The sequence below is a fragment of the Komagataeibacter swingsii genome (genome assembly GCF_003207895.1).
GTDB lineage: Bacteria > Pseudomonadota > Alphaproteobacteria > Acetobacterales > Acetobacteraceae > Komagataeibacter > Komagataeibacter swingsii.
This window is the reverse complement of sequence record NZ_NKUB01000003.1, coordinates 190,932-205,412: the sequence shown is the minus strand read 5'-3', so window position 1 is coordinate 205,412 and position 14,481 is coordinate 190,932. Positions and strand designations below refer to the sequence as shown.

Below are 14,481 nucleotides of genomic sequence, written 5' to 3'. Positions count from 1 at the left end.
TTTATTCAAAAACAGTCAACTGGCCTGTCCATCACGGACAGGTGCAATATTTTTTCCTGACAGGATATTTTAATTCTTGTAAATCCAGTTTTTTGGCCATATGGTTTCGTTGATGAAACGTTTTCTGGTGCATGTGGACGTATGGACCACGACAGACATCCCAAGGCCGCGCCAGTATAACAACACCTGACTATTTCAAATATAAAACCAACACTTCATAATAATGCATCATTCATGCAAACCGTTTTATTTTGCGTGTTGGATATATGTGACACCGAAACAGTAAGCTGGAACGGGAATGAAATATATGGTCCGGAAATTGCCTCTCTGTGGCTTGCTTCTCGCAGCCACGTCCCTTGACTGCCATGCGGCGACCGCCGCGCCCCTTGCGCAGTCGGGGCATAATCAGGCCCCGGGGGAAAGCAGCCGCGCACGGGAAACACGCGCGCGCACGGCCGCCGCATCCCCCCGGTCGGCCAGGGCGGAAACGCTGTCGGTCAGCACCAGCCGGAACATTTCCACCGGCACGGAACAGCGCATGGGCCAGAAGGTCATGCAGCAGTTCGTGCCCGGCACCAATCCCCTGAAGGTCCTGTCGGCGCGCACGCCGGGGCTGAGCTTCAGCTCCGGTGACGCGCTGGGGCTGGATGCATGGTCAAGCAGCCTGTACATGCGCGGCTTTTACTGGAACAGCGTCGGGATCTCGCTTGACGGCATTCCGCTGAACGACCAGTCCTATGGCACCCTGAATGGTGAAAACCTGTCGCAGGCCATCATCACCAACAATATCGCCGGCATGTCGGTGTCCCAGGGTGGGGGGGCGGTCGATACCATGTCCACCACCAACCTTGGCGGCTCCATACAGATTTCAAGCGCCGACCCGTCGGACAGGATGGGCGGGGATGTGTCGCAGATGTTCGGCAGCAATGCGTCATTCCGCACATATGGACGGTTTGATACCGGCGCCATGAACCGGACCGGCACCAAAATGTACATTTCCTATGCCCGTTCCGACACACACAAATGGAAGGGGGCAGGCGACCAGCTACAGCAGCAGGCGGAAGCCAAGATCGTGCAGCCCATCGGGCAGGACAGCCGCATTGCCGGGTTCATGAGCTGGTCGAACAATTCCCAGTGGTCCTATTACGACCTTTCGTTGACCGAAGTGCAGAACGGCGGCTGGAGCAGCGAATACCTTTACCCGAATTACGGCAAAGCCTACCGCGAAGCCCAGAAATATGGTGGCGGCGCCGACCTGTATGATGGTGGCCAGCACCAGGTCAATTACCTTGGCGGCCTGACATTCGACATGGCGATGACCAGGAACCTGCATTGGAAAACCCTGTTCTACGCCAATAGCCAGGTGCTTTACGGAACCTATGCCGACCCAGCCGTCTCGTCACAGGTGCTGCCCGGCGCGACCGAAGCCGCCCCCCTGTCGGAGGAGGTCTGGCAGTCCCACCAGGCCCGTTATGGCATGACCTCCTCGGTCAAGTACAACATCGCGCACCACACCATCCAGAGTGGCATCTGGCTGGAAAACAACAATCAGGAAATGGGGCAGTTTTTCTATAACGAACCCTCGCTGGCCAGCGGCCTGGCGCCGCTGAAGACGATCGGCCCCTATGACGTCTATGGCCGCGCGTTCATGGAATCCTATGATTTCAAATGGACAACCGATACGTTCCAGTATTTCCTGTCCGATACATACCGCCCCATACGCAACCTGGACATACATGCGGGCTTCAAATCGCTCATAACCACCACGTCGGGTGGCGTGCAGTATAATAACGAAGCCTATACCGGCGCATCGGCCCTGGCCAATGGCAGCATGACCGCAGCCGCGGCCTTCCTGCCCCATGTCAGCGTCAACTGGCGCTTCCTGCCCGGGCATGAGTTGTATTTTGACGTTGCTGAAAACATGCGCGGCTATGGCGTGCAGTCATGGGGGTCCGCCGGGCAGGCATCGCTATGGGCCGTGCAGGACCAGTCGGTATTCCGCAGGCTGCAGGGCAGCACGCCGGCCGAACGTGACTGGGTCTATCTTGTTGGTTATCGGTATAATGACAGATACGCCAATTTCTCGGTCGATGCCTATCATGTCAATGATTACCATCACCTGCTTGAAATCAATGCCGGCAACCAGAACAACCCGATCCTGTCCGTCGCCCCCACGGATATTTCCATGTATGGGGTGGATGCCGCATTGACCCTGCATCCCTTCCAGCATGGTGTCATGAAGGGACTGTCGATGTTCAACAGCGTCAGCTACAACCACGCGACATATGGCAGCGACCTGGAATCCGGTGGCCGGCTTTATTCCGTCAACAAGAAGAATATCGTCAACTATCCGCAGGTCATGTATAAATCAAACCTGACATATGCTTTCCGTGGCATGGAAGCGCATATCGACGCAAACTACTATTCACGCCGCCAGTACAGCTATACCAATGACACATCGGTACCCGCATACTGGCTGGTGACATTGGGCGCGCGTTATCGCTTTGGTGATTACGGCCCCATGAAGAACCTGACATTCGATTTCAGCGTCTATAACCTGGCCAACAGCAAATACATTTCCATGATGGGCGAAAATGGCAATCCCATGTCGGGGGATCTGTATTCGATGGAACGCGGGGCGATACGCCAGTATTTCGGCACGGTCAGCGCCCATTTCTAGGGCGGTTGCGCAACAGGCGGAAACACGGGAAGTGGCCAGGCGACCGGCATAGGACCGTCATGACAGGAACAGGGCGGGGAGCGTTTCCTTGCCCTGTTCGCACGCATACCAGAAGGACGCGACGGATGATACCAGCCAGAAAGCCAAAAGTTTCTTTTTGAGAAAGTTATGTTCTTTAAGGTTGACGCTCCACCATTCCCCCGCCTATGATGCGAGCGAATTATTGACAAGTAAAACATAAGGGCATGCCAAAACGGACAGGCCCCTGCGGTACGGCGGGAACAATATTTCAGGTCAATCCGCAATGTATCCTGAAATAACGCACACATGCACAAAACATCACCCATGCAGGGAAACATGAACATGGCATATAGCTGGCGTCATAGTGCTCTTTCCAGTCGGCATTCCGCCCTTGGCTCCGCGCTGGAAGACTGGAACGGCATGGCGACCGCGTGGACCTATGATGGCGATGTGCAGGATGATCATGTCGCCATCCGCACCCGCGCGGGCCTGATGGATGTATCCGGCCTGAAAAAACTGCACCTGGTCGGCCCCCATGCATCGGCGATACTGAATTACGCCACAACCCGCGATGTGCGGAAAATCACACCGGGGCGTTCGGCCTATGCCACGGTGCTGAACGACCAGGGCAGGTTCATTGACGACTGCATCCTGTATCGTACCGGCCCGAATAGCTGGATGGTGGTCCATGGTGCGGGCGCGCTGCATGAAGTGCTGGCGGCCATGGTCGTGGGCCGGAACGCCAGCCTTCTGTTTGATGATGACCTGCATGACCTGTCGCTACAGGGGCCTGTCGCCATCGACTTCCTGGAACGGCATGTCCCGGGCATCCGGCAGTTGAGGTATTTCCACCACATGCAGACTGTCCTGTTCGGCGCGCCGGTCATGATATCGCGGACCGGCTATACGGGGGAGCGTGGGTACGAAATCTTCTGCAAGGGGGAGGATGCGCCACGGATATGGGACACGATCCTTGCGGAAGGCAGGTCGCTGGGTATCGTGGCAACCAGCTTTACGGCGCTCGACCTGCTGCGGGTGGAAAGCTACCTGCTGTTTTATCCCTATGACAATTCCGAAACATATCCATTCGACCACGAACCCGCCGGCGACAGCCTGTGGGAACTGGGGCTGGATTTTACTGTCAGCCCGAACAAAACCGATTTCCGCGGGGCTGCGGCGCATTATGCGCTGAAAGGACATGAACGCATCAGGATATATGGCCTGCTGCTGGAAGGGCGGGACGTGGCGCAGGGTGGGGACGGCGTCTACGCGCAGGGCAGGAAGATTGGCGTCGTGACCTGCGGCATGTTCTCCAGCCTTACCAACCGGTCAATGGCGCTGGCGCGGCTTGAGCCGTCCTGCGCGCAGGCGGGCATCGCCATGGAAGTGCATTCCGGTGAAAGGGTTCTCAGGGGCGTCACCCATTCGCTCCCGTTTGATGATCCGAAAAAAACCAAAAGAACCGTGAAGGACTGACATGCCCGATGAATGCAGGCGCGCGGGTGAAGATGATATATCCCCTGTCAGGACCGTAACATGAATCCGGCTACTGGATATGCCGCCACGATATCTTCCGTCGATGTGGTGGCGCCTGCATTGCGGCGTTTTGTGGTGTCGCGCACAAAAGGCGCGTTTCCCGCCATATCCCCCGGCAGCCATGGCGTCTTCGCCTTCGGGAATGGGCAGCGCACCTGGAAAAACGCCTATTCCATCGTAAACCGGTCCGAAGATGGCCGCGCGCTGGAAATCATTGTCCGCCGGGCCGAACCCACCCGTGGGGGGTCCGATTTTCTATACCGGCATGGCGGGCCGGGACTGAATGTTTCGGTCCTGGGCATTTCCAACCTGTTCCCGATTGTCCGGACCGGGCGCAGGCATATCATGATTTCCGCCGGCATCGGGATCACGCCTTTCCTGTCCTACATGACGGAAATGCGCAAGGACGGCATGGATTACGCCCTGCACCATTACACGCGCCCGGAGGAAGCCGACGCGTTCAGGGCAATGCTGTCACCGTGCGACCCGTCAAGGGTGCGGGTGCATGAAGGGCGGCAGGAAGCGGTTGCATCGTTACGCATGCTGCTGGCGCGCGAACCGGTTGCGTCCCACCTGTATGTCTGCGGGCCGGGGGGGTTCATGGAATGGGTCCGCCAGACCGCCGCCACGGTCGGATACGCCGCGACAAAGATCCATTCCGAACGCTTTATCTCACCCGCTGGCGGTCGCGTGTTTGAGGTCATGCTGGCACGCAGCGGGAAAACCATTACGGTCGGGGCGGATGAAACGCTGCTTGAAGCACTGGAAAACGCGGGGATCGACGCTCCCTGCCTGTGCCGGGGCGGGGCATGCGGCATGTGCCGCGTGGGGGTGATCAATGGCAGGCCGGACCACAGGGACCATGTGCTGACTGGGGCCGAGCGCGACAGCGGCGATGTCATGCTGACCTGCGTTTCACGCTCCCTGTCACCCACACTGACCCTTGACCTGTAGGGAACGAATTGGACAGCGAGCAGAAAACATGAGCATCGACACCAGGTTCAGGTCGGCAGGCAGTTACCGTGCGCCCTATCATATGGAGAACAGCGATGCCGCGATCCTGCGCTTTCCGTTCCCGTTTCCTGAAGATCACTACATGTACTCCATGAATATCGAGCCACATGTAAAGGCGGGCGCGGTTGATTCCCTGCGCCGCACCTTCGACGTGGACGAGCATTATGTCGTGGAATGCCGGGAAAAAGCCCGTATCCTGTCCGAAGACCCCGGACGGTGCATCGTGCTGCCCCATATGCGCGCGGCGGAGTGGGATTTCGTCGAACTGGCCATGGGCAGCCTGTCGGAAGACTATCCCGACCTGTTTCACCTCTCCCGCGACGGCACGCGATGGCGCTGGATCAACCGCCCCCTGAATATCGACCAGCATTTTGTGTTCGGGGATGCGGGCACGCTGCCTTATGCGCCGTTCGAATTCATGGCCCGGCAGATGCAGGGCGATTTCACCCTGCAGGACCAGAGGGATAACGACCTGTGGATGGATGGCGGCATGGTCACATCCCAGGCGGACTGGTCCCTGAAGTTCGACCTGGGCATGTCGTTCGGGCAATGGCATGCCCCCGTGCCCAAGGCGGGGGAAATGGGCATATTCGACCGGGGGCTGCGATTTTTGCTGATGCTGCAGCATGGCAGGCCGGTGCGCCGCCTGAACTGGACCATGACAGTCAACCCGCGCCTTGACACATCCCCCGAAAATTTCACCATCTGGGGCAGGGACCGGGCGGGCGTAACCGGCGATAACGCAAGGGACCTGGTGCACCTGCGGGTGGAACTGCAGGCGTTATTCCGGCTGCCACGTTCCAATGCCATCCTGTTCGCGGTGCGCTGCTATCTCCTGCCGCTGCGCGATATTGCACTGGTCCATAAATGGCGCATCCGCCTGCATCGCGTCCTGCGCGACCTTGATCCCGCGCTGTCCGCCTACAAGGGGCTGGACCTGTACCGCGCCCATGCCGTGCATTACCTGGCCCGGTTTGACAATAATGAACCAACATCAAAAGGCATAGGCCCGGACCAGGATGCCCTTGTCCGTACGTAACCCCGCCACCCGGGGCATGATGGCCCCGGCAGGCCCACCCGCCCGGTTCATCACCCGGGGCGCGCCATGCGGTGGCGGGACTGGCCTTTGCAGGATATGGAATCCGTCCGGGAAAGTAATTACAGGCCATGACCGGCGATGCGGGTCATGTTTTATTTAAATGATAATCATTTTCATAATAGAATTCCATGTGAATTTTCCCCCGTAACCCGGATATTCAGGTTCGTGTCAGGTTTCCCTGTTATCAGTGCGGCGTCATCATCGTGGTGACAGCCGCTTTATGCATACCGGGGAACAGACGCACACCATGCGTAAGGATATTTCTGGCCAGCCTGTACGCAGCCTGTCATGTCATTCCGGCAGTACGGGCCACCCGGGCGGAAAGTGGAACACAAGGCCGATGCATGACCACAGGGCAGGGCGTGGCCAGCCCGTCCGGCGCGGCGCGGCCGCATGCCACGGGGCAGGGGCGGCAGGGGGCAGTTCCCGCACGGCCACGAAACGGCCCGGCCATTCCATGACGGGCATGGCGTGAACCGCCCCATGCTTCCCATCATATTCGTAACCATGGCCTGCGCCATGACATGGGCGCTCCCCCTGCGGGCGCAGGCGCCCCAACCCGGGCTGTCATTCCATGATGCGGTCAGCATGGCATGGGCCATCGACCCCGTCCGCACCGAACTGCAGGTCGGCCACCATTCCGCAAGGGCGCGGGCCAGCGCGGCGGGGTCGTGGTTCGCCGGCGGGCCTACCCTTTCAGGTGAATACATGGATGACCACATGCTGGGCAGTAACGAAGGCTATACCACCTATCAGGGCGGGGTATCGGTGCCGCTGTGGCTGCCGGGACAGGGCAGCGCCACGAAACAGGTCGCCAGCGCGGAAGCCGCGTCGATTGATGAACAACTCAATGTGGAACACATGGCGCTGTCCATCCGGGTGCTTGACGCCGGCGCCGCGGCCCTGATCGCCCGCGCCCGGGTGGACGTGGCCCATGCCCTGTACGATGCGGCGGCGCGCATGGCCGCCAGCGCCACGCATGCGGTGCATGGCGGCGAACTGGCCTCGGCCGACGGGCAGATGGCGCAGGCGGCGATGGAAAACGCCCGCAATGAACTGGCGCTGGCGCAGGAGGAAGCCCAGGACGCCACCGCGGCGCTGGACGTGCTGCTGGGGCGCCCGGCCATGCCCGACCTGACCCGTTATGGCGGCGGCGACGTGACCCAGGCCCGTTTTGTCAGCCCGCGCGACATGGAAGACAACGACCCCCGCATAAAAGTGGCGCACCGCAACGTGGAAGCCGCCGAGGCCAACATGAAGCTGGCGCGCCGTTCCTTCATGCCCAACCCGGAAATCGGCGTGGACGCCATCCATGAAAAGCAGTACGGCAGCCCGTGGGATGACCGCGTGGGGGTGAATTTCAGCATCCCCCTGCCCAGCGAGGTCCGCAATACCCCCATCATGTCCGAAGCCCGCAACCGGCTGGCCACCGCGACCAGCCAGGAAACGCAGGCGCGGCGCATGGTGCATCTGGAAATGCTGCGCGTGCGTGAACGCCTGATCGCGGCCACGACGGCGCGACAGGCGACACAGGCCGCCGCCGCAGGCATGGAAAAGCGCGCGGCGGCGCAGGAACGGTCCTGGCGGGTTGGCGAGGCCAGCCTGGACACAGCACTTGCCGCCCGGCAGGCGGCCGCCAGCGCCCGGCTGGCCAGCGCCCGGGCGGAGGTGGACTGGCATGTCGCCAGCATCCGCATGCTGATTGCAACTGGTGTCGTGCCATGAAGCGGATCGCCCCCATCGTATTCCTGCTCGGCCTGCCGGCCCTGCCCGCCCATGCCGGGGACAGCGCGCTGCCCCCGGTCGTGAAACTGGATGCGGCGGCCGTCGCCAATGAAGGCGTCACCACCGCCACGGCCATGCCGGGCACCATCGCCCCCGTGCTGCCGGTCATGAGCCGGGTCATGCCCGATACGGCGCGGGTCGTGCATATCCACCCGGCGGGCAGCGGCAAGGTGCTGGCGGTACTGGTCCAGCCCGGCACGCCGGTGCGGCGGGGGCAGGCGCTGCTGCGCTACCAGGACCATTCCCTGCACGTCGCGCGCCTGCAGGCGGTGCAGATGCGCGCAGCCCTTGCCGCCGCCATCGCGGCGCGCAACGATGCGGCCGGCGCGGTGCAGCGGGCAAAAGCGCTGGCGGGCGAAAGCATATCCATGGCCGAACTGCGGCGCAGGCAGGATGCGCTGGCGCAGGCGGACGCCACCATGCGCGCCCGCCAGGCGGACATGGACACGCTGGGCCACCGCTTTGCCGAAGAGTTCAATTCATCATCCGAGCAGGACAGCCAGGGCGCGGAGGATGAGACCTCGACCCTGATTTCCCCTGTCGATGGCATGGTGCAGGCGATCAATACGTCGGTGGCGGGCGACGTGGACCCGACCCTGGATGTGGCGACCGTGGCCGACCTGTCCAGCATATGGCTCGTCTCCGACATCCCGCCCGATCAGGCGGCGCAGGTCGCGCCGGGGGGCCAGCAGGTGACACGGACGGCGGATGGCCCGTTCACGTCCCGTATCGACACGGTGGACGGAATGGCCAGCCCCCTGACCGGGCTGGTCCGGGTCATAAGCAGCGTGGCCAACCCCACCGGCGCGCTGGTGCCCGGCATGGTGCTGGACGCCACGCTGGCGCAGCGCCATGGTGTTGCGGGCATTGTCGTGCCATCCGAGGCCATCCAGCGCATCGGCGGCGACCAGGTCGTGTTCGTGCGGGTGGACCAGACGGACTACCGGCCCGTGGTGGTCGACGTGGCGCTGGATGACGGGACGCGGGCGGTCATCCGCTCCGGCCTGAAAGGCGGCGAGACGGTGGCGGCCCATGGCAGCTTCGCCCTGCGTTCGGTCATCAGCCTTGCCGGCATGGATGCGGACTGATGGCGCGCAGGTACCTTGAGGCGCTGATACGCGCGCGCATGCTGGTGCTGGGCGCGCTTGGCCTGCTGCTGGTGGCGGGCATCATGGCGGTGCTGGGCCTGCCGGTGGAGGCGGTGCCGGATATTTCACCCAGGCAGGTGCTTGTCTCGGTCGTGGCCCCCGGCCTTGCGACGGAGGAAGTCGAAAAGCTCATCACCTTCCCGCTTGAAGCCAGCATGACCGGCATCCCCGGCATGACCGACCTGCGCTCCGTCTCGCGCGGGGGGGTGTCGGTGGTGTACGTGCAGTTTGCCGACGACACCGACATCAACCTCGACCGCACCCGCGTGAACGAGCGCATGCAGCAGGCGCGTTCAAGCATATCCGTGCCCGGCATCACCGTCAGCATGGGGCCGCTGGCCACCGGCATGGGCGAGATCATGCAGTTCCAGATCCGGGGTACAGGGCGTTCGCTCATGGACCTCAACCGCATCATGAACTGGACCGTGGTGCCGCAGATGCGGCTTGTGCCCGGCGTGGTGGACGTGAACGTGAATGGCGGGGCGGAAGAAACCTATGAGGTCACGCTGGACCCCGCGCGACTGATTGGCGGCAACCTTTCGGTGGGCGAGGTCTACCGCGCGGTCGACGCCAGCAACGCGGCATCGGGCGGCGGCTGGATCACCCACCATGCCGAACAGCAGAGCGTGGTCGGACGCGGGCTGGTCGGCAGCCTGGCGGATTTCGGCAACATCGCCGTGCGCACCAACCCCGATGGCTCCGCCGTGCGGCTGCGCGACCTGGGGCGCGTCACCACGGGCGCGCGCACCCGGCTGGGGGCGGTGACGCGCGACGGGCAGGGGGAAATCGTGATTGGCGTGGTGATGATGGAAAGCGGGGCCAGTTCCAACGCCACGCTGGCCGCCATCAACCGCGCCCTGCCGGGCATCAGGCAGGCGCTGCCCGCAGGCGTTACGCTGGAACCCTATTACACCCGCGCCACCCTGACCGGGCAGACCATCGCCACGGTGCGCGACAACCTGCTGATGGGGGCGGTGCTGGTGGTGGGCGTGCTAGTGGTGGTGATCGGAAGCTGGCAGGCAGCACTTGTCATCGCCTCCGTCATTCCGGTGGCGCTTGTCTGCGCCATGGCGGGGATGCGGCAGTTCGGCATATCGGCCAACCTGCTCAGCCTTGGCGCGATCGATTTCGGCATGATCGTCGATGGCTCGCTGGTGGTGATCGAACATGTGCTGTCGCGGCGCGAGGAGGAGCCGGAGGTGGAATTCATCCCGCTCGTGGTCTCGTCCGTGCAGCAGGTCATGCGCCCGGTGGGGTTCGCCATACTGGTCATCATCATGGTCTATCTGCCCATCCTGACCCTGCAGGGGATCGAGGGGCACATGTTCCGCCCCATGGCGCAGACGGTCATCATGGCGCTGCTGGCCTCGCTGGCCTACTGCTTCATCTGCATACCCGTGCTGGCCAGCCTGGCGCTGGGGAGCGTGCGGCCCACGGGTGACACGCGGCTGATCGCCTTCATGCGCCGCCCCTATACCCGCATGGTGACATGGGGCGAGACGCATCCGCGCATCCTGTTTGGCGGCACGATCGCGGTGCTGGCCGTATCGGCGGGGCTTGCGACGCGGCTGGGCGGCGAGTTCATTCCCCAGCTTGACGAAGGCGCGCTTGCGGTCACCACCACGCGGCTGCCCTCGGCCTCGCTCGACACCGTGCTGGCCTCGGTCACGAAGCAGGAGCAGATCCTGCGCCGCTTCCCCGAAGTCCGTTCCGTGGTCAGCAATACCGGCACGTCCGCCATTCCCACCGACCCGATGGGCGTGAACGAGACCGACAGCTTCATCTTCCTCAACCCGCCCTCCACATGGAAGACCGCCCGCACGCAGGCGGGGCTTGTGGCCGCGATGGACGACACCCTGCGGCGCGAACTGCCCGATGCGCTATATTCATGGAGCCAGCCGGTGCAGATGCGCATGGACGACCTGCTGTCGGGCGTGCGCACGCAAATCGCCGTGTCGATCTTTGGCGATGACCTGGCCACGCTGGCTGATCTGGGCGACCGGGTGGTGGCCGCGATGTCGGGTGTGAAAGGGGCGGCGGACGTGGCGGCGGCGGGCGATGGCACCGTGCCGCTGGTCGTGGCCGATATCGACCGCACGCAGGCCGCCAGCCGCAACGTGGCGGTGCAGGACATCCTGGACACGGTGGAGGCGGTCGGCGGCCATATCGGCGCCCGGCCGGTGATCGTGGACAACGCCATCATCAGCACGCAGGTGCGCCTTGACCCGCGTCGCGTGGCCTCCGCCGCCGCGATCGGCGCGCTGCAGGTCCGGCGGATGGACGGGCAGGGGAATGTCCTGCTGTCGCAGGTGGCGCGCGTGCATGAAGTCGATGGCCCGCCGCGCATAAGCCGTGACGGCGTGCGCCGGCGCATGGTGGTGCAGGCCAATGTGCGCGGGCGCGACCTTGCATCCTACGTGGCGGAGGCACAGGCCCGCGTCGCCCATGATGTCAGGCTGCCCACGGGCTACACCATGCAGTGGGATGGCCAGTTCCGTAACCTGCAATCGGCGGTGCTGCGGCTGGAAATCGTCCTGCCCATCGCGCTGGGGCTGATCTTTGCGCTGCTGGTGGTGGCGTTTGGCGCGGTCCGGCCCGCGCTGCTGGTGTTTGTCAACCTGCCGGTGGCGGCGACCGGCGGCATCGTGGCGCTGACGCTGCGCGGCCTGCCGTTCAGCATTTCGGCAGGCATCGGCTTCATCGCGCTGTTCGGGGTGGCGATCCTCAACGGCGTGGTGCTGGTCAGTGAAATCGCCGCCCTGCGCGCGGGCGGCATGGCGGTGGCGCAGGCGGCGTTTGCCGCGGCCGAATCCCGCTTCCGCCCGGTCATGGCCACGGCGCTGGTGGCCAGCCTTGGCTTTTTCCCCATGGCGTTTTCCGAAAGCGCGGGGGCGGAAGTCGAGCGCCCGCTGGCCAGCGTGGTCATTGGCGGGCTGGTTTCGTCCACGCTGCTGACGCTGCTGGTGCTACCCTCACTCTATGCCCGGGTCATGCGGGAGAAGGTTCAGGACTGATGCGCATCCTTATCGTGGAAGATGAACATGACCTCGGGACGGCGGTGCATGAACGCGTGCGGCTGGACGGGCATGCGGTGGACTGGTTCACGACGCTGGAAGATGCGCGCGCGGCCATGGCGACGGTGGACTACGACTTCATGCTGCTCGACCTTGGCCTGCCGGACGGGAACGGGCGCGACCTGCTGCGTGAAATCCGACGGACATCATCCGATATCGCCATCCTGATCACCACGGCGCAGGACCAGATCAGTGACCGTATCGCGGGCCTGTCCGACGGGGCGGATGATTATATCGTCAAACCCTATGACCTGAATGAACTCGCCGCCCGGATCGCCGCCGTGGCGCGGCGGTACGCCGCGCCGCGCCGGCAGGCGCGCTACCGGATCGGCGATATCGTGATCGACCGGGAAAACCAGTCCATATCGCGCGACGGGCAGGGGCTGGACCTGACCGCGCGCGAATGGGCCATCATGGAACTGCTGTCGCGCAATCCGGGCCGGATCTATTCCCGCCAGCAGATCGACACGGTCCTGTATGCGCTGGACCGCGACGTGGACAGCAACACGGTCGAGGTCTTTGTCAGCCGCCTGCGCAAGAAGGTCGGCAATGCGGTCATAAGGACCATCCGGGGCCGGGGATACTGCCTTGCCGACGGGGAAGCCGCATGAAAAGCTGGAGCCTTGCCGCCCGGATCGTCAGCGGCGTGCTGGGGGCCGTAACCCTAAGCCTGCTGGCGCTCAGCCTCGCCATCGCGGGGTTCACCCGCTACGAAATCACGGAACGGCTGGACAATTCCCTGCAGGAAGTCTCCGAACGGCTGCAGGCCACCATCGCGGCACAGCCCCACGGGCCGGGGGGCACCGTTGCATGGGTGCCCGATGTCGGGCCACGGACGCTTGCCTATCAGGTGGTCGACCAGTCCGGGCATGTCGTGCTGCGCTCACAGAACGCGCCGGTCCAGCCCTTCGTGCCCGACATCCGTACCGGGTTTGCCAATACGCCCCGTTTCCGGGTCTATGTCGCCGCGCCCACGGCCACGGCCTATCGTGTGCTGGTGGGGGAACCCACACTGCACCGCCGGGGCGCCACGTGGCGCGCCACGGCGATCGCGATACTGCCGATACTGGTTTCCCTGCCGGTCATCTGGTGGCTGGTGCGCCTGATCGTGCGGCGCGCCCTGCGCCCGCTGGACCGCCTGCAGGACGAAATGCACGCACGCGGCAGCGGCAACCTGCAACCCATCGGCGCACTTGACCTGCCGGTTGAGCTGATCCCCATCCAGCACGCCGTCAACACCCTGCTGTCGCGGCTGGAAACGGCGCTTTCCACCGAACGGGCCTTTGCCGCGAGTGCCGCGCACGAACTGCGCAACCCGCTGGGCGCCCTGCTGGCGCAGGTGCAGATGCTGGGCCGCATGGTGCCAGCGGGGTCGGAGGCGGCCAGGCGGGTGGACATCATAACCGGGCGTGCCCGCCGGCTGGGCCGCACGGTGGAAAAACTGCTGCAGTTTTCCCGCGCGTCCTCCGGCGTCGCCTTCCGGCGCAACCGCTTTGACCTGCTGACCGTCGTGCACGTGCTGGTCGATGACCTGGGCCAGAACCCGCGCAGCAGCCAGCGCATCGTCATGACACCGGATGGGGCCAGCCACATATTCGTCCATGGCGACATGGACGCGACCGGCATCATGCTGCGCAACCTGCTTGAAAACGCCCTGCTGCATGGCGGCCCTGACACGCCCGTGCGGGTGGCCGTCCTGCCCGATGGCGGCATCGACATCACCAACGACTGCGCGGCCCTGCCGCCCGACATCCTGGCGCGGCTGACCAGCCCGTTCGTGCGCGGCGGCAGCGGCACGCATGGCAACGGCCTTGGCCTGGCCATCGCCAGCAACATCGCAGCCCAGATGGACGTAACCCTGCGCCTGCGGTCCCCGCTGGCCGGATCGGACAGGGGATTTGGCGCCTGCGTCACCTTTCCCGATCCCGACATCGCACGCTCGTCCGACGGGACCTGAAGCCGAGCATCCGGGTCCATGTCATATCGGGCCGGGTCATATCGGGCCGGGTAAAGACCGGCGTGCCGCATGAACCGCACGCGGCGCGCGGGCGCCATCGGCCCGGCATGTCGCCCCGGCCGACCCTGCATCCACGGATGCCGCGCGGTCTGGCCGCGCGGTAGAAA

9 protein-coding genes are annotated in these 14,481 nt (G+C 63.8%); all 9 read left to right on the top strand.

Annotated features, from left to right (window positions below):
• Window positions 1-307 precede the first annotated feature (307 nt).
• The 9 genes from CFR76_RS04330 to CFR76_RS04290 all read left to right on the top strand — a co-directional run bounded on the left by CFR76_RS04330 (window position 308) and on the right by CFR76_RS04290 (window position 14,314).
• Complete coding sequence (locus CFR76_RS04330) at window positions 308-2,680, top strand: TonB-dependent receptor (protein ID WP_110556007.1); 2,373 nt, start codon at window positions 308-310, stop codon at window positions 2,678-2,680.
• A 363-nt stretch (window positions 2,681-3,043) separates the two neighbouring features.
• Complete coding sequence (locus tag CFR76_RS04325; RefSeq protein WP_110556079.1) at window positions 3,044-4,177, top strand: aminomethyltransferase family protein; 1,134 nt, start codon at window positions 3,044-3,046, stop codon at window positions 4,175-4,177.
• A gap of 60 nt (window positions 4,178-4,237) precedes the next feature.
• Window positions 4,238-5,191: a PDR/VanB family oxidoreductase gene (locus CFR76_RS04320; protein ID WP_110556006.1), complete on the top strand. Its 954-nt coding sequence runs from the start codon at window positions 4,238-4,240 to the stop codon at window positions 5,189-5,191.
• Between the two features lie 28 nt (window positions 5,192-5,219).
• Window positions 5,220-6,290 carry a heme-dependent oxidative N-demethylase family protein gene (locus tag CFR76_RS04315; protein WP_110556005.1) on the top strand — a complete coding sequence of 357 codons (1,071 nt, stop codon included), beginning with the start codon at window positions 5,220-5,222 and terminating at the stop codon, window positions 6,288-6,290.
• A gap of 543 nt (window positions 6,291-6,833) precedes the next feature.
• Window positions 6,834-8,075, top strand: coding sequence for a TolC family protein (locus CFR76_RS04310; protein ID WP_408884351.1), 1,242 nt, complete (start codon window positions 6,834-6,836; stop codon window positions 8,073-8,075).
• The gene (locus tag CFR76_RS04305; RefSeq protein WP_110556003.1) at window positions 8,072-9,223 is read left to right on the top strand and encodes an efflux RND transporter periplasmic adaptor subunit; all 1,152 of its coding nucleotides are present in this window, start codon (window positions 8,072-8,074) and stop codon (window positions 9,221-9,223) included. Before CFR76_RS04310 ends, CFR76_RS04305 begins: the two co-directional genes overlap by 4 nt.
• Window positions 9,223-12,297 carry an efflux RND transporter permease subunit gene (locus tag CFR76_RS04300; RefSeq protein WP_110556002.1) on the top strand — a complete coding sequence of 1,025 codons (3,075 nt, stop codon included), beginning with the start codon at window positions 9,223-9,225 and terminating at the stop codon, window positions 12,295-12,297. Before CFR76_RS04305 ends, CFR76_RS04300 begins: the two co-directional genes overlap by 1 nt.
• On the top strand, window positions 12,297-12,968 hold the full coding sequence (locus tag CFR76_RS04295) for a response regulator transcription factor (protein ID WP_110556001.1): 672 nt from the start codon (window positions 12,297-12,299) through the stop codon (window positions 12,966-12,968). Before CFR76_RS04300 ends, CFR76_RS04295 begins: the two co-directional genes overlap by 1 nt.
• Entirely contained in the window at window positions 12,965-14,314 is a 1,350-nt protein-coding gene (locus CFR76_RS04290) for a sensor histidine kinase (RefSeq protein ID WP_110556000.1), read from the top strand. The genes CFR76_RS04295 and CFR76_RS04290 overlap by 4 nt, the downstream gene beginning before the upstream one ends.
• Window positions 14,315-14,481: the final 167 nt, after the last annotated feature.